Here is a 14,534-nt window from a genome sequence, read left to right as displayed (position 1 = left end):
GGTGCGTTGAGTAGGATCACGTGCAAGAAACGTGCTCCGGGGTCGGTGTGAATCCGAACCGGCGGTGACAGTCCGCGAGCCCCTCTCACGAGGGGTTGATCCGGTGGAATTCCGGAACCGACGGTGATGCGTGACGGTTCGACGAGAACCCGATCGCTAGTCCGGATGGGAGGCAGCACGGATGACGTCCCGCGTGTCGGGGCGCCGTCTGCGATGTCGAACGCGCCCCGGGGCCTCACAGGAGGACCGACCGATGGCCGCGACAGACGGCGACGACACGATGATCGACCGTGCGATGCGGCGTGCGCTCGAGATCGCGCGGCGTGGACCGCGCGGCGTCAACCCGCAGGTCGGCGCCGTGATCCTCTCTCCCGAGGGCGACGTGCTCGCCGAGGGCTGGCACCGCGGCGCGGGCACGGCGCACGCCGAGGTCGATGCGCTCGCCCGCCTGGCGGCCGAGGCCGGTCCGGATGCCGCGCGCGGCACGACCGCTGTCGTGACCCTCGAGCCGTGCAATCACACCGGCCGCACCGGCCCCTGCAGCGAGGCGCTGATCGCCGCCGGCGTCGCCCGCGTGGTCTACGCGGTCGACGACCCGGGCGACGCCTCCTCGGGCGGCGGCGAGCGCCTCCGGGAAGCCGGCGTCGAGGTCACGCGGGGCACCCGCGAAGAGGACGGGCGAGCCCTGCTCGACTCCTGGCTGACGGTGCAGCGGCTCGGGCGGCCCCACGTCACGGTGAAGTGGGCGCAGTCACTCGACGGGCGCGCGGCCGCGGCCGACGGAACCAGCCAGTGGATCAGCGGCCCCGACGCTCGCGCCGACGTGCACCTCCGCCGCAGCGCGGCCGACGCAATCGTCGTCGGCACCGGCACCCTGCTCGCCGACGACCCCGCCCTCACAGCGCGCCGCCCCGACGGGTCGCTCTACGCGCAGCAGCCGCGCCCCGTCGTCATCGGAACGCGAGCCGTGCCGCAGGACGCAGCGGTGCGCCGGCATCCCCGTCCGTTCATGCAGGACGAGGGCGAGGACCTTCCCGACCTCCTCGAACGACTGCGGGAGCTCGGCGCACACGGCGTGTTCGTCGAGGGAGGCCCGACGCTCGCTTCCTCGTTCGTCCGCGAAGGCCTCGCCGACGAGGTGCTCGTGTACATCGCGCCGACCTTGATCGGCGGCCCGAGCCTGGCCTTGGGTGACATCGGCGTCTCGTCCATCACCGAGCAGCGACGCGTGCAGGTGGCATCGGTCGAGCACCTCGGCGACGACCTGCTCGTCGTCGGCCGATTCGACGACACCGCCGCCGCACACACCTCCATCACGAAGGAAGAGAACTGATGTTCACCGGAATCATCGAAGAGCGCGGCGAGATCGTCGCGATCGAGCCGTCGGGCGACGGCGTGCGCCTCACCGTGCGCGCTCCGCTGTCGGTGTCGGACGCACACCACGGCGACTCCATCTCGGTCAGCGGCGTGTGTTTGACCGTCGTCGACCAGGGCGATGACTGGTTCACCGCCGACGTCATGCGTCAGAGCCTCGACATGGCGACGCTCGGCGCGTTCGGCCCCGGAACGCGGGTCAACCTCGAACGGGCGATGGCCGCTCACGGGCGACTCGGCGGGCACATCGTGCAGGGTCACGTCGACGGCACCGGCACAGTGCTCGAGGTGCGACCGGGCGCCGAGTGGCGCGTCATCCGCATCTCGTTGCCGGCCGACCTCGCACCGCTGGTCGTCGACAAGGGATCGATCGCGGTCGACGGCGTCTCGCTGACGGTGTCGAACGCCTCGGATGCCGACGCTCCCGACGCCTGGTTCGAGGTGTCGCTGATCCCCGAAACCCTCGAGGCCACGACGCTGGGAGCCCGCATCGCGGGCGATGCCGTCAACCTCGAGACCGACATCCTGGCGCGCCACGTGCAGCGCCTGCTTGCTTTCACCCCCCGACCGACCGACTCCACTCCCGAAGGAGGCTCCCGATGAGCCTTTCCACCATCCCCGACGCCCTCGAAGCGCTCCGCACCGGGCGGCCGGTCATCGTCGCCGACGATGAGAACCGCGAGAACGAGGGCGACATCATCTTGTCGGCCCAGCTGGCGACGCCCGATTGGCTCGCGTGGACGATCCGCTGGTCGAGCGGCTTCATCTGCGCCCCCATGCCCGCTGAGTGGGCCGACCGCCTCGACCTGCCGCCGATGGTCGCCGTCAACGAGGATGCCCGCGGCACCGCCTATACGGTGAGCGTCGACGCCGCCGATCGCGTCTCGACGGGCATCAGCGCGACGGACCGTTCGCACACGCTGAACGTTCTGGCCGATCCGTCATCCGTCCCCTCCTCCGTGATCCGCCCCGGCCACATCCTTCCGCTGCGCGCGGTCGACGGTGGCGTGCGCGAGCGCGCCGGCCACACCGAGGCCGGCGTGGAGCTCATGCGCCTCGCGGGACTGCAGCCCGTCGCCGCGATCGGCGAGGTCGTCGCCGAGGACGGCTCGATGATGCGGCTTCCGGGTCTGGTCGAGCTCGGCGAACGCGAAGGGGTGCCGGTGATCACGATCGAACAACTCATCGCCTACCTCGACGAGATCGAGCCGACCGAGCTCGAAACGTCATCGTCGGCAACGCAGAAGCGCCGCGTGAGCCTGCGCGCCGAGGCCACGGTTCCGACCTCGCACGGCACGTTCCGTTTCCTCGCGTACAAGGACCGCGTGACCGGCACCGACCACATCGCGGTCGTCTCCGGCGATCTCACCGAAGACGCTCCCCTGGTGCGCGTGCACTCCGAGTGCCTCACGGGTGAAGCGTTCGGCTCGGAGAAGTGCGAATGCGGCCCGCAGTTGGATGCCGCGCTGGATCGCATCGACAAAGACGGCGGCGTCGTCATCTACATGCGCGGTCACGAGGGTCGTGGCATCGGACTCATCAACAAGCTGCGTGCGTACAGCCTGCAGGAGCGCGGCCTCGACACCGTGGACGCCAACCTCGCGCTGGGCCTGCCCGCCGATGCCCGCGACTACGCCGCCGCCGGCGGAATCCTTGCCGATCTCGGGGTCGACCGCATCCGTCTGCTGACGAACAACTCCGACAAGGTGAAGCAGCTGCGAGAGCTCGGTCTCGATATCGTCGAACAGGTGCCGCTGCTCGTCGGCGTCGGCGCCAACAACCACCAGTACCTGGCCACCAAGCGTGATCGCATGGGGCACATCATCGGCGTGGACGAGCTGGATGCCGCCCTCGCACACAGCACGGAGGAGCACGCATGAGCGGCCACGGAGCACCGCAGACAGCACCCATCGACGCGGCCGGCCTGCGCGTCGTCGTCATCGCCGGTCAGTGGCACGATGTGATCTCGGACGGTCTGATCGCGGGGGCGGAGCGGGTGCTCGCGGCATCCGGCGCCGAGTGGAGCCTCGAGCGCGTGCCCGGCTCGTTCGAACTGCCGGTCGCCGCGAAGGCGGCGCTGGAGGCGGGCGCCGACGCGGTCGTCGCGTTGGGCGTGATCATCCGCGGCGGCACACCGCACTTCGAGTTCGTCTCATCGGCGGCCACCGACGGGCTCACCCGCGTCGCGCTCGACACGGGCAAGCCGGTCGGCTTCGGCGTGCTCACCCTCGATGACGAGCAGCAGGGCATCGACCGTGCCGGACTCGTCGGATCGAAAGAGGACAAGGGCGCGGAGGCGGCGGATGCCGCGCTGCGCACGGCGCTTCTGCTGCGCCGCCTCCGCGGCTGACGCACGCCCGGTCGTTGAGACTTGCCCTAGGCATCAGTTAGGCTGAAGGAATGGAGATCCTGCGTCACGCCGTCGTCCTCGTCCACCTCACCGGATTCGCCATCCTTTTCGGCTCCTGGGTCGTGGAGGCGGTCGGGGCGCGGCGCATCACGCGACTGATGACGTGGGGCATGGTCATCGCCGCCGTCGCCGGCCTCGCATTGGCCGCACCGTGGGGCATCGACTACCCGCTCAACTACACGAAGCTCGGAGTGAAGCTCGTCGTGCTGCTCGCGATCGGCGCGCTGCTGGGCATCGGCACCGCGCGGCAGCGGAAAGCCGGATCGGTGCCGCCCGCGATGTTCTGGCTGGTCGGCATCCTGACCTTCCTCAACGCCGCCCTCGCCGTACTCTGGCGCTGAGAGGCTGCCTCGCGACCCGGCGTAGACTTTTCCCGTGCGCCGGGAACCTACCGGCGCCCCGGTGATTCCACTGTCGCGGCGCCCGATGCACACACCCCTGCCCCGGACGCCCACCACCGGCGCGTCCCACGAGGACCTACGAGTTTTCATCGATAGGTAGCCTCTCCGCATGTCCTCAGCCACCGCGGCCCCCACCGCACCCGCCAACTCCCGCGCCCGCGTCATCACCGCGAGCCTCGTCGGCACGACGATCGAGTTCTACGACTTCTACGTCTACGCCACCGCCGCCGTGCTGGTCTTCCCGGCGCTGTTCTTCCCGACCGGCAACGACACGACGGCTCTCCTGTCGTCGTTCGCCGTGTTCGGCGCGGCCATGATCGCCCGGCCCATCGGCGCCGTCGTGTTCGGCCACTTCGGCGACCGCTTCGGCCGCAAGGCCACCCTCGTGGCGTCGCTGCTCACGATGGGAGTCGCGACCTTCCTCATCGGGTGTCTGCCCACCTACGGCAACATCGGGTGGTGGGCTGCGCTGCTGCTGCTCGTGCTGCGCCTGTTCCAGGGCTTCGCGCTCGGTGGCGAGTGGTCGGGCGCCGCGCTCGTCGCGACGGAGAACGCCCCCCAGGGCAAGCGCGCCTGGTACGGCACGTTCCCGCAGCTGGGCGCGCCCATCGGCTTCATCATCGCCAACACCCTCTTCCTCGTGATCAACTTCGCCCTCCCCCACCCCGACGGGCCGATGCAGCGCTCCGAGGCGTTCCTCGCGTGGGGATGGCGTGTGCCGTTCTTGTTCTCGGCCGTCATGGTCATCATCGGTCTGTGGGTACGTCTGAAGCTCGTCGAGTCGCAGAGCTTCTCCGCCGCCGAGAAGAAGGGCGCGCTTCGCCGCTTCCCGCTGGGCGAAGTGATCCGGGGGCACTGGAAGAACCTCATCATCGGCACGTTCATCATGCTGGCGACCTACGTGCTCTTCTACCTGATGACGAGCTTCACGCTCGCCTACGGCACCAAAGCGGTCGACGCGCCCGTGGCCGGGTTGGGGTTCGGGTACACCGACTTCGTCATCATGCAGATCATCGGCGTGGTCTTCTTCGGCATCTTCACGCTCCTGTCCGGGCCTATCGCCGATGCCATCGGCCGCCGGAAGCTGCTGATCTGGGTGACCGTGCTCATCGGCATCCTCGGTCTCACCTTCAACGTCTTCCTCCTCCCTCACGTCGACCCGAAGTTCACGGGCGCGCTGGTGCAGGCATTCCTCGTGTTCGGGTTCATGCTGATGGGCGCCACGTTCGGGCCGATGGGGGCCGTGTTGCCCGAGCTGTTCCCCACGAACGTGCGGTACACGGGCTCGGCGATCGCGTACAACGTGTCGTCGATCCTCGGCGCCGCGGTCGCGCCCTCGATCGCCCTCTGGCTGTGGGCGACGGCGGGCGGCCAGCCGTGGCTCGTCGGTGTCTATCTCTCGGGGTCGGCCGTGCTGACGCTCATCGCGCTGCTGATCTCACGCGAGACGAAGGACGACGACTACGAGACGAACATCGGCCTCGGCGAGACCGGCTCGCTCTGAGCGCTCTCGTACGAACGGCGGATGCCGCGGGAACTCGTTTCCCGCGGCATCCGCCGTTGTGAGGCTGAGCGCGCGCCGGCTCAGTCGAGGAACAGCGCGCGCAGCCGCTTCGTCGTGAAGACCAGCCCGACGGCGATCATGACGACGTAGTAGAGCACGTGCCAGAGCATGTCGACGCTCAGGATGCCGGTGGTCAATCCTCGGATCAGCTCGACACCGTGCCACAACGGCAGGGCCATGACGATCTGCTGAACCCAGCCGGGGTAGACGGTGATCGGGTAGAACGTGGCAGAGAACAGGAACATCGGCAGCAGCACGAAGTTGATCCAGTCCATCTGCTGGAACGTCTTCATGTAGCTGGTGACCGCCATGCCGAGGCTCGCGAAGCCGAACGCGATGAGCAGCACCGCCGGCAGTGCCAGCAGCGCCGTCCAGGCGAGATTGAGCCCGAGGATCTGCATGATGATCATGAATCCGGTGGCGTAGGCGAGGCCGCGCAGAAGGGCGTAGATGATCTCGCCGAGCGCCACGTCGAGCGGGCCCAGCGACGTGGCGAGCATGCCCTCGTAGAGCTTGCCGTAGTTGAGCTTGAAGAACACGTTCCACGTGGAGTCGTAGATCGCCCCGTTCATCGCCGACACGGCCAACAGCGCCGGGGCGATGAACGCGGCGTAGCTCACGCTCGCGCCCTGCGCGGTCTGGACGTCGCCGATGAGCTTGCCGAGGCCGATGCCCATCGACGCCAGGTAGAACACCGGCTCGAAGAAGCCGGAGAGCACCACGGCCCAGCTCGACGACCGCGCGGCGATGAGCCCCCGCTGCACGACGGCACCCGGGTTGCCGGCCCACAGCGCACGCACGCCGCCGCGGCGGGCCGCTGTCATCTCGACCACGGCGCTCATTTGGCGAGCCTCTCGGTGAACACCCGTCGCGCCACGACGTACCCGACCGCGGCGAGCACGAGCAGGTACGCGAGGTGCACGGCGACCATCAGCGGGTCGACCGCGGCGCCGTAGGTCGCCACCCGCCCGAGCTCGGAACCGTGCCACAGGGGCGAGATCCAGCCGATCCACGCCAGCCAGGGCGGCAGCGAATCGAGGGGATAGAAGGTTCCGGAGAACAGGAACATCGGCATGAAGATGAAGCGCTGCACGAGCGCGAACTGACCCTTGTCGTCTTCGATCGACGCCGCGTACGCCATGAGCGGGATGCCGAAGGCGAGCCCGGCCAGCACCCCGGCGATGATCGCCAGCCACCCGGTGGAGGGGTGCGGGACCGCACCGAACGGCAGCAGCCAGACGATGAGGTAGTACGCCGCCGACGCGACGATCATGCGCGCCGCGGCGCCCGCGATGACACCGTTGGCGATCTGCGGGCTCGACAGCGGCGACGCGTTGAAGCCGTAGAAGTAGCGACGCCACTTGAACCCGGCCATGACCGGATACGTCATCTCCTCGCTGGCGACCGAGATCGTCGCGGTCGCCAGCAGCGCCGGCGCGACGAACATCAGGTAGGTGACCTCCTGACCGTGATCGACGATCGGCACCTTGATGAGTGCGGCGAGGCCGACCGCGAGGCCGAGCAGGTAGAGGATCGGCTGACCGACCGCGCCGACGATGATCGTCCACCCGTAAGCGCGCATCGCGCGGACCATGTGCTCGGTGACGTACCACCCGCCGCGGCGGCGGGGCTTGCGGCCCCACTGCATCGCTTCGGCGCGCAGCTCGTCGAGAGTGGGGTGCGTCCCGGCATCCGTCTGAGGGGCGCTCATTCGATCAACGACCTTCCCGTGAGGCGCAGAAAGACGTCTTCCAGCGACGAGCGGCGCACGAGCGAGGTGATCGGCTCGAGGCCCTGGCCGGTGATCCGCTCGAGCGCGGCCTCACCGTCTTCTGCGTAGATGAGGATGCGGTCGGGAAGAACCTCGACCCGCTCGCCGATGCCGCCGAGGCTGCCCGCGACCTGGGCGTTGCGGTCGGAGCCGAAGCGGACCTCGAGCACCTCACGGCTGGAGTGCTGCCGGATGAGGGATGCCGGGGTGCCCTCGGCCATGATGCGACCCTTGTCGACGACGATCAGTCGATCGCAGAGCTGCTCGGCCTCGTCCATGTAGTGAGTCGTGAGCACGAGCGTCGTGCCGCGCTCCTTGAGGCGGAACAGGCGATCCCACAGCACGTGACGGGCCTGCGGGTCCAGACCGGTGGTGGGTTCGTCGAGGAGCAGGATACGCGGATCGTTGATGAGTCCGCGCGCGATCGTGAGGCGACGCTTCATCCCGCCGGACAGCTGGTCGACCTTGTTCTTGGCCTTGTCTTCGAGCTGGGCGAAGGCGAGCAGCTCGTCGGCCTTCTCGTGGCAGAGCTTGCTCGGCAGACCGAAGTAGCGGCCGTAGATGTAGAGATTCTCGCGCGCGTTGAGTTCGCCGTCGAGATTGTCCTGCTGCGGCACCACGCCGAGGCGCGAACGGATCTCGGGTCCATACCGATCTGGGTCGAGACCGAGGATCTGCAGGTCGCCGCCGGAACGGGTGGACACGGCCCCGATCATCTTCATCGTCGTCGACTTTCCGGCCCCGTTGGGCCCGAGCAGGCCGAAGGACTCACCCGGCGCCACCTCGAAACTGAGGCCGTCGACGGCAACGAAGTCGGGCTTGCCCTTGACCTTGTAGGACTTGACGAGATTGGTCGCAGAGATCACGGGAGCGGGCACCGATCCACCCTAGCGGCGAGCTCCGACACTGCCGCGGCGCCGGGGGCGGTCTGCGAGAGAGAAGATAGAAGCACCCGAACACAGCAGGAAAGCACCTATGTCCTCCGCCAGCACCACCCGCCCCACCCGAGGTCGCCGCCGCTCCGCCGATGACGGCCCCCGCGCGAGCCTCCGCCAGCTCCTGCCCTTCGTCTTCGAGCAGAAGGGCGTGCTCGTCATCGTGGCGGTACTCAGCCTGCTGGCCGCGGGCGCGACGCTGGCGCAGCCCCTGGTGGTGGGCCAGTTGATCGACCGTGTGCAGAAAGGCGTGCCCCTCGACGCGCTGGTGTGGGTGCTCGTCGGTCTTGTGGTGGCCTCGTCGCTGGTCAGCGGCATCCAGCATTTCCTGCTGCAACGCACCGGCACGGCCGTCGTCTACTCGAGCCGACGCCGCCTCATCGCCCAGCTTCTGCACCTGCCCGTGCAGGAGTACGACGCCCGCCGCACCGGCGACCTCGTCTCGCGAGTGGGCACCGACACCACGCTGCTCTATGCCGTGCTGACCCAGGGACTGGCCGACTCGATCGGCAACGCGCTGATCTTCGCCGGCGCCATCATCGCGATGCTCATCATCGACCCCGTGCTGCTCGTGCTGATCCTCGTGGTCGTCGGCGCCTCGGTGGCCGTCGTGGTCGCCCTCAGCGGCCGTATCCGCCGCGCGACGGCAGTGCAGCAGGAGAAGGTGGGCGAGCTCGCGTCCGGTGTCGAGCGGGCGGTGGGTTCGATCCGCACGATCCGCGCCGCCGGTGCGTCCGAGCGCGAGCGCGAGAGCATCGAGAAGACCGCCCGGGGCGCCTACGACGCCGGCGTGCAGGTCGCCAAGGCCTCGGCATTCGTCGTTCCGATCGCCGGCGTCGCCCTGCAGCTCTCGCTGCTCGTCGTCCTCGGCGTCGGCGGGCTGCGTGTCGCGTCGGGCGACATCACGATCGCCGAACTCGTCACCTTCGTGATGTTCCTGTTCTTCCTCGTCCAGCCGCTCGGTTCGTTCTTCGGCGCCGTCACCTCGGTCGGCCAGGCCCTCGGCGCACTCGGACGCATCCAGGAAGTACTCGACCTGCGCACCGAGACAGCGTGCGATGCGGAGGTCGCGGCATCCGTGTCGGTCGGCACCTCGCCCATCTCGACCGCGGCCGCCCACGACGACCAGCCGACGTCGGCCGCGATCGAGTTCCGCGACGTGCACTTCGCCTACCCGGATGCCGTGGTCACCGCGCGCCGCCGTTCGGAGACCGAAGCGGCAGCGCTGCTCGCCGAAGCGCACGCCGACGCGACGGTGGAGGTGTCGGACACCGACGGCGAGGTGCTGCGGGGTGTCTCGTTCCGGGTGCCGCGCGGCGCGCGCGTCGCCCTCGTCGGACCCTCGGGCGCCGGCAAGTCGACGACTCTCTCGCTCATCGAGCGCTTCTACGACCCGACGGGCGGGGCGATTCTGCTCGACGGCGTCGACCTGCGCGGCATCGACCGCACGCGCCTGCGCGCCCAGCTCGGCTATGTGGAACAGGATGCCCCGACCCTCGCCGGCACCATCGCCGACAACCTGCGGCTGGCTTCGCCCGCCGCTTCCGACGAGGCCTGCGAAGACGTGCTGCGGGCGGTCAACCTCGGCGACGTGCTGGAACGCTCGCCTCTGAGAATCGACGCCCCGGTCGGCGAGGCCGGTGTCATGCTCTCCGGCGGCGAGCGCCAGCGACTCGCGATCGCGCGCGCATTGCTCGCCGCTCCCCCGGTGCTGCTGCTCGACGAGTCGACATCGTCGTTGGACGGCCTCAACGAGCAGCGGATGCGTGAAGCGATCGACGCGGTCGCCTCCGGCCGCACCCTCGTCGTGATCGCGCACCGCCTGTCGACCGTGGTCGACAGCGATCTCATCGTCGTGCTCGACCACGGTCGCGTCGTCGGCCAGGGCACCCACTCCGAGCTGGTCGAGACCGTGCCCCTGTACCGCGACCTCGCGAAGCACCAGCTGCTGGTGTGAGCGCCTGACGCTCCGACGCGCACGACGAAGGGCCCGCCGATCCGGCGGGCCCTTCGCTGGTCACGATCGGCCTACTTTCCGCCGAGCGCGTCCTTCACGTCCGACGCTGCGTCCTTGACGTCGGAGGCGGCATCCTTCGCGTGGGCCTTGACCTGGTCGGCCTTGCCCTCGGCGACGAGCTTGTCGTTATCGGTCAGGTTGCCGATGGCCTCCTTGGCCTTGCCGGTCAGGTTCTCGGCTGTGTTCTTGATGTCGTCTGCGAGGCCCATGATGAGCTCCTTTCGTTTTCGGTGGAATCCCCGGCGTTTCCGGGGAAGTTGTGCCGCGTCAGGCGACGCGGCGCTCGTGTGCGAATGTCGACCGGAGTCCTCCGGTGAGCTGCACGACGAGGGGAACGGCAAGGCCCAGGCGACGGTCGGCGTCGCCGACCGCGGCCGCGACGCGGCGCTGGAGCAGGGCCAGGTCGGCACGAGGTCGCACCTGAATGCGCGCGCGGACGATGCGCCGGGCGCGCCGACGCTGGGTGATCGCGGTCACCGAGAGGATGTCCGGCACATCGGCCAGCGCGTCGCGCAGGAGGTCGGCGATCACGTCGTCGTCGATGGTGATCCCGCCGTCGTCGACCGCAGCACGCTCGTGGCGCACGGGCCGGGTGAGCACGATCGCAAGGGCGATCACCATCAGCACGGCGAGCGCGCCGGCCACGATCCATGCCCAGGCGGCGGACGCGATGCCGGTTGATCGCATCGCGGCCTCGACCGGGTCGACCAGAGGCATCGGAGTGCCACTGTTGACGACGGGCCAGGCCGCGGCCACCGCGACTGCGATGCCGCAAGCTGCGAGAACCAGCAAGGTCAGCCGGTTGAGCACGCGCGTTGCGAGAGTCATGAGAGGCGTCCTTCCGAGGCGATGTCGACACGCGCCGAGAGCCGGGGCGCGGCGCCGAGCTGTGCGAGCAGATCGTCGACCTCCGCCGAGACGGCAGTGCGGTCGATGGGGAAGCCGGTGGCGGGAATGAGGGCGATGCGCGCCTGACGCGCGCCGAGCCGAGTGCTCACGTGGGCGTGGCCGAGCGCGGCAGATGTGCCGGCGACGCGGGAGAGAGCTCCCGCGACGATGGCGTCGTCAACGACCATCGGCACACGGCCGGCGACCAGCATCCGGCGGTGGGTGCGTCCGGGCGCGATCGCGCCCCACAGGCAGACGAGCCCGAACAGCCCCGCGGCGACCGCGACGATCGCGCCGGTCATCCCCCCGCCGGTGAGGGCGGCGTGCACGGTCTCGAGGGAGACCAGAGCGGGCGACCGCCCGAGCGCGAACAGCACGGTTTCGATTCCGAGCAGCACCGCCGCCGCGACGGCGACGACGAGCGCGACGGTGACCCAGACGCTGCGCGAACGTCCGCGCAGTCGCTTCGCGAGAGCACGTTCCGCGCGCGACACGTGCGGCGGCACGGCCGACGGTGCCACGGCATCCGCACGGACGAGTGTGTCGGTCACAAGAGGCCCCTCTCTGGAGTGACGAGGTGGGTGATGCGCAGTCGGATGTCGCCGACGCGGGCACCGGTCAGGGCGGCGAGGCGTTCGCCGGTACGGGTGCGGGCGGATGCCGCCGCGGCGGCGACGGGCGGACCGTCGCCGCGGATGCCGCTGGTGAGGTCCACCGCCAGGGCCCCGCCCGCATCACGCACGCTCGCGCGGGTGATGCGCACCGGCACGCCGAGCTCGTCGGCGAGCACCGCGGCCGCGACGCGCTCGTAGGCGCGCGCAGCGACCGTGATGCGGCCTGCGGCGGGGGTGCGCCGTGCGGCATCCATGATCAGCCCACCCGCCGGCCACGGGCCGCGTCGACGGCGGCGCGCAGATCGATGCGACCCGACACGACGGCGCCGACGAGCGCGCCGAGGGCGGCGAGCACGGCCACGAGGACCACGCCCCAGAACCCGAAGGCCAGGGCCGCGAACGCCAGCACGGCTCCCGCGACGGCGCCCCAGACGGTGGCGCCGGCGCCGGTCACTGGACACGCTCCGGAGCTGCGGGCGTGTCGTCGTCACCGGGGATGTGGACGTCGACGACGGTCACGTTGACCTCGGTGACCTCCATGCCGGCGAGTTCGGTGATGGCGTCGGCGACGGCGGTGCGCACGTCGGATGCCACGCGCTGCAGCTGCTCGGGGTACTCGGCGACAATCGTGATGTCAGCGGCGACCTGCCTCTCGCCGACCTCGACCTGCACGCCCTGACCGAGGTCCTTGGCACCCACGGCCTCACGGATGCTGCCGATCACACGGGCGGCTCCGCCACCCAGCGCGTGCACCCCGGGGACCGAGGCGGCCGCGATGCCGGCGATCTTCGCGATGACCGGGTCGACGATGACGGTCTTGCCGCCGCCGACGGCGGGAGCAGGGGTCGTGGTGGGAGTGGTCGTGATGGCCATGATGTCTGTCCTTTCCGCACCCTCGGTTGAGCGCGTTCACAGGTATGACGGGCGCCGCCGGCGTTTCGTCACGGTCGACTTCCTGGCAGTTCGCTGAGCGTCGTGAGGCGCATAGTCGGTGGGGCTACGGCCGCGCAAGGGCTTGGCGCCGCGCCTGCGGCGTGGCACGGTCTTGAGGTATCTGGGGGCGGCACGAGGCAGGAGGACGCGTGGAGACGCTGATGCACGTCGAAGACGGCATTCTGGCGGCGCGCGCGGCCGACGGCGACGAACGGGCTTTCGCGGTGCTCGTCCGCCGACACAGTGGGTATCTGATCGGCTTCGCCACACGGTTGCTCAGCTCGCGCGCCGACGCCGATGACTGTGTGCAGGAGTCGCTGATCACCGCCTGGCGACGCCTGCCGGAACTGCGCGAACCCGAGCGCGTCCGGGCGTGGCTGTCGACGATCGTGGCCCGTAAAGCCACCGATCGTCTCCGCTCCGTCCGTCCTCTCACACCGATCGAGGATGCCGAGCCCGAGGCGGTCGGGCTCACGCCGGACGAGTCCGCCGTGGCATCCTCTCAACTGGACATGCTGCGCCGCGTGCTCGACGAACTGCCGGCAGAGCAGCGCGCAGTGTGGCTGCTGCGAGAGGTGAGCGGCTACGGATACGACGAGATCGCCCGCGAGTTGGGAGTCTCGGCGAACGCCGTGCGGGGTCGGCTGTCGCGAGCCCGTGCGACCATCTACGACCGTATGCAGGAGTGGAGGTGAACGACATGGCACGCGATGAGATCGGTGACTCGGGGTACACCCTGGACGAACTCGCGGAATACCACGAACGCGGACGCACGCCGGCGATCCCCGCGATCGACGGCGACCCCCAGTGCCGCGCCGTGCTCGACTCGATGACGCACCTCGGTGCGCTGTCGCGGGAACTGCTCGAACGCGACGCCCGCACCGATGTGGCGGAGTCGTGGTTCCAACAGATTCTGGGTGAGGTGGCGCGCGAATCTCGCGCCGGGCACGACCTTCCCCTCCTCGACGACGACGCCGTGCGGGTTGTCGTCACCGAGGGGGCGGTGCGTGGGCTCGTCCGCGGCGCCGGCGACCAGGTGGACGGGGTGCTCGTCGAGCGCGTCGACGTCACCCTCACCGACGCCGACCGGATCGATGTGCGGATGACGATCAGCGTGCTGAACAGCGTCGTGGGCCGTGACGCCGGACTGCTCGGGGTCGCCGACCGCGTGCGGCAGGGCGTCCGCGACGCCCTTGAGGAGCACGCCCGCTGGACGGTGAGCGAGATCGACGTCATCGTCGACTCACTGCGTGTGCAGGAGGACGGCCGATGAGCGACGTGATCACCTCGACCCGGGACGACCGCCCCGCCGACGTGGCGAAGATCGCGGATGCCGCCGCGCGCGAGGTGCCGGGCGTCGCCGAGCTGTTCTACGCGGCGCCGCTGCCCACGCGACTGTGGCGGGCGACGATCGCTCCCGACGGCGCGTACAGCGTGGTCTCGCGGCACGACGACATCGTGGACATCTCCGTGAGTATCGGCGTCGCCGGCGGGCGGGTCGACGAGGTGGCGCGCGCGGTCGCGAACCGCGTGCGGGCCGCTGTGGGCGATCCCGCGGTGCGGGTCACCGTGCGCGTCAGCCGTATCGCCACGCCCGCCACGCCCTCCACGCCCTCACCGTGATGGA

The 14,534-nt window shown here is 69.8% G+C and carries 19 protein-coding genes and 1 riboswitch; of the genes, 10 read left to right on the top strand and 9 right to left on the bottom strand.

Annotated elements, in window-relative coordinates; genetic code table 11:
* Nucleotides 1-27 precede the first annotated feature (27 nt).
* Nucleotides 28-183: riboswitch (FMN riboswitch) on the top strand.
* A gap of 70 nt (nucleotides 184-253) precedes the next feature.
* The 6 genes from ribD to ITJ43_RS05615 all read left to right on the top strand — a co-directional run bounded on the left by ribD (nucleotide 254) and on the right by ITJ43_RS05615 (nucleotide 5,689).
* On the top strand, nucleotides 254-1,333 hold the full coding sequence (ribD, locus tag ITJ43_RS05640; RefSeq protein WP_194582845.1) for a bifunctional diaminohydroxyphosphoribosylaminopyrimidine deaminase/5-amino-6-(5-phosphoribosylamino)uracil reductase RibD: 1,080 nt from the start codon (nucleotides 254-256) through the stop codon (nucleotides 1,331-1,333).
* Nucleotides 1,333-1,977, top strand: a complete 645-nt coding sequence (locus ITJ43_RS05635; protein ID WP_194582844.1) for a riboflavin synthase — start codon at nucleotides 1,333-1,335, stop codon at nucleotides 1,975-1,977. Before ribD ends, ITJ43_RS05635 begins: the two co-directional genes overlap by 1 nt.
* Nucleotides 1,974-3,254: a GTP cyclohydrolase II gene (gene ribA / locus ITJ43_RS05630; protein ID WP_194582843.1), complete on the top strand. Its 1,281-nt coding sequence runs from the start codon at nucleotides 1,974-1,976 to the stop codon at nucleotides 3,252-3,254. The genes ITJ43_RS05635 and ribA overlap by 4 nt, the downstream gene beginning before the upstream one ends.
* Nucleotides 3,251-3,724 (top strand): 6,7-dimethyl-8-ribityllumazine synthase, encoded by a 474-nt coding sequence (ribH, locus tag ITJ43_RS05625; RefSeq protein ID WP_194582842.1) that lies wholly within the window; start codon nucleotides 3,251-3,253, stop codon nucleotides 3,722-3,724. Before ribA ends, ribH begins: the two co-directional genes overlap by 4 nt.
* A 50-nt stretch (nucleotides 3,725-3,774) precedes the next feature.
* The gene (locus tag ITJ43_RS05620; RefSeq protein ID WP_194582841.1) at nucleotides 3,775-4,125 is read left to right on the top strand and encodes a Fe-S protein; all 351 of its coding nucleotides are present in this window, start codon (nucleotides 3,775-3,777) and stop codon (nucleotides 4,123-4,125) included.
* A gap of 169 nt (nucleotides 4,126-4,294) precedes the next feature.
* Complete coding sequence (locus ITJ43_RS05615; protein ID WP_194582840.1) at nucleotides 4,295-5,689, top strand: MFS transporter; 1,395 nt, start codon at nucleotides 4,295-4,297, stop codon at nucleotides 5,687-5,689.
* Nucleotides 5,690-5,769: 80 nt separating this feature from the next.
* On the opposite strand, the gene ITJ43_RS05610 is transcribed toward ITJ43_RS05615, so the two are convergent.
* Genes ITJ43_RS05610 through ITJ43_RS05600 form a run of 3 tightly spaced genes read right to left on the bottom strand, consistent with a single transcriptional unit; the run spans nucleotide 5,770 to nucleotide 8,398 of the window.
* Nucleotides 5,770-6,591, bottom strand: a complete 822-nt coding sequence (locus ITJ43_RS05610; protein WP_194582839.1) for an ABC transporter permease — start codon at nucleotides 6,589-6,591, stop codon at nucleotides 5,770-5,772.
* The gene (locus ITJ43_RS05605) at nucleotides 6,588-7,460 is read right to left on the bottom strand and encodes an ABC transporter permease (protein WP_194582838.1); all 873 of its coding nucleotides are present in this window, start codon (nucleotides 7,458-7,460) and stop codon (nucleotides 6,588-6,590) included. Before ITJ43_RS05605 ends, ITJ43_RS05610 begins: the two co-directional genes overlap by 4 nt.
* A complete protein-coding gene (locus ITJ43_RS05600; protein ID WP_194582837.1) occupies nucleotides 7,457-8,398 on the bottom strand; it encodes an ABC transporter ATP-binding protein in 942 nt (313 codons plus the stop codon). The genes ITJ43_RS05605 and ITJ43_RS05600 overlap by 4 nt, the downstream gene beginning before the upstream one ends.
* A gap of 97 nt (nucleotides 8,399-8,495) precedes the next feature.
* Here ITJ43_RS05600 and ITJ43_RS05595 point away from each other — a divergent pair, with 97 nt between their 5' ends.
* A complete protein-coding gene (locus ITJ43_RS05595) occupies nucleotides 8,496-10,412 on the top strand; it encodes an ABC transporter ATP-binding protein (protein WP_194582836.1) in 1,917 nt (638 codons plus the stop codon).
* A 71-nt stretch (nucleotides 10,413-10,483) separates the two neighbouring features.
* Here the strand turns inward: ITJ43_RS05595 and ITJ43_RS05590 are convergent, their stop codons facing one another.
* The 6 genes from ITJ43_RS05590 to ITJ43_RS05565 are packed head-to-tail and all read right to left on the bottom strand — an operon-like array spanning nucleotide 10,484 to nucleotide 12,847.
* Entirely contained in the window at nucleotides 10,484-10,681 is a 198-nt protein-coding gene (locus ITJ43_RS05590; RefSeq protein WP_194582835.1) for a CsbD family protein, read from the bottom strand.
* 58 nt (nucleotides 10,682-10,739) lie between these two features.
* A complete protein-coding gene (locus ITJ43_RS05585; RefSeq protein ID WP_194582834.1) occupies nucleotides 10,740-11,300 on the bottom strand; it encodes a hypothetical protein in 561 nt (186 codons plus the stop codon).
* Complete coding sequence (locus ITJ43_RS05580) at nucleotides 11,297-11,911, bottom strand: hypothetical protein (RefSeq protein WP_194582833.1); 615 nt, start codon at nucleotides 11,909-11,911, stop codon at nucleotides 11,297-11,299. Before ITJ43_RS05580 ends, ITJ43_RS05585 begins: the two co-directional genes overlap by 4 nt.
* On the bottom strand, nucleotides 11,908-12,228 hold the full coding sequence (locus tag ITJ43_RS05575) for a hypothetical protein (RefSeq protein ID WP_194582832.1): 321 nt from the start codon (nucleotides 12,226-12,228) through the stop codon (nucleotides 11,908-11,910). The genes ITJ43_RS05580 and ITJ43_RS05575 overlap by 4 nt, the downstream gene beginning before the upstream one ends.
* A 2-nt stretch (nucleotides 12,229-12,230) precedes the next feature.
* The gene (locus ITJ43_RS05570) at nucleotides 12,231-12,428 is read right to left on the bottom strand and encodes a DUF2273 domain-containing protein (protein WP_194582831.1); all 198 of its coding nucleotides are present in this window, start codon (nucleotides 12,426-12,428) and stop codon (nucleotides 12,231-12,233) included.
* Complete coding sequence (locus tag ITJ43_RS05565; RefSeq protein WP_194582830.1) at nucleotides 12,425-12,847, bottom strand: Asp23/Gls24 family envelope stress response protein; 423 nt, start codon at nucleotides 12,845-12,847, stop codon at nucleotides 12,425-12,427. Before ITJ43_RS05565 ends, ITJ43_RS05570 begins: the two co-directional genes overlap by 4 nt.
* A 209-nt stretch (nucleotides 12,848-13,056) precedes the next feature.
* On the opposite strand from ITJ43_RS05565, the gene ITJ43_RS05560 reads away from it, so the two are divergent.
* From ITJ43_RS05560 to ITJ43_RS05550, 3 genes are read left to right on the top strand one after another with little or no spacing between them, the layout of a single operon-like run.
* Nucleotides 13,057-13,602, top strand: coding sequence for an RNA polymerase sigma factor (locus ITJ43_RS05560; RefSeq protein ID WP_323741134.1), 546 nt, complete (start codon nucleotides 13,057-13,059; stop codon nucleotides 13,600-13,602).
* Between the two features lie 5 nt (nucleotides 13,603-13,607).
* Complete coding sequence (locus tag ITJ43_RS05555; RefSeq protein WP_194582829.1) at nucleotides 13,608-14,180, top strand: hypothetical protein; 573 nt, start codon at nucleotides 13,608-13,610, stop codon at nucleotides 14,178-14,180.
* Entirely contained in the window at nucleotides 14,177-14,530 is a 354-nt protein-coding gene (locus ITJ43_RS05550) for a hypothetical protein (RefSeq protein ID WP_194582828.1), read from the top strand. The genes ITJ43_RS05555 and ITJ43_RS05550 overlap by 4 nt, the downstream gene beginning before the upstream one ends.
* Nucleotides 14,531-14,534: the final 4 nt, after the last annotated feature.

The sequence above is a fragment of the Microbacterium sp. VKM Ac-2870 genome (assembly GCF_015350795.1).
GTDB lineage: Bacteria > Actinomycetota > Actinomycetes > Actinomycetales > Microbacteriaceae > Microbacterium.
The sequence above is the reverse complement of the archived record's forward strand: the minus strand, read 5'-3'. Positions and strand labels throughout refer to the sequence as shown.